Here is a 432-nt window from a genome sequence, read left to right on the forward strand (position 1 = left end):
GTGCTGATCTCAGCCCAGCCGTCGGTGGCGACGAAACCGTCTTTCGCATCCAGACCGACAATGATCTTGCCCGGAAACGCACGGCAGGCTTCAGCAACGAACGCCGGATCTTTCACGGCTTTGGTGCCGATGATCACGTAGCTGACGCCGGCCTTGACGTAATGCTCGATGGTTTCCAGCGAACGGATGCCGCCACCGATCTGGATCGGCAGGGTCGGGTAGCGCTTGGCGATCGCGGTGACCACTTCGCCGTTGACCGGCTGGCCTTCGAACGCGCCGTTGAGGTCGACCAGATGCAGACGGCGGCAACCGCCCTCCACCCACTTGGCAGCCATGCTCACCGGGTCATCGGAGAACACCGTGGAATCTTCCATGCGGCCCTGGCGCAGACGTACGCAGGCACCGTCTTTAAGATCGATAGCAGGAATAATT

At 61.1% G+C, this 432-nt stretch carries 1 protein-coding gene; it reads right to left on the reverse strand.

Translation table 11 applies throughout. The features are described 5' to 3' along the window. Nucleotides 1-431, reverse strand: a 431-nt coding sequence (locus J5M56_RS25750; protein ID WP_347709443.1) for a HisA/HisF-related TIM barrel protein, incomplete at its 3' end; no start/stop codon positions are given. Between the last annotated feature and the right edge of the window lies 1 nt (nt 432).

It is taken from the genome of Pseudomonas sp. 51_B (assembly GCF_017491595.1).
Lineage (GTDB): Bacteria > Pseudomonadota > Gammaproteobacteria > Pseudomonadales > Pseudomonadaceae > Aquipseudomonas > Aquipseudomonas promysalinigenes.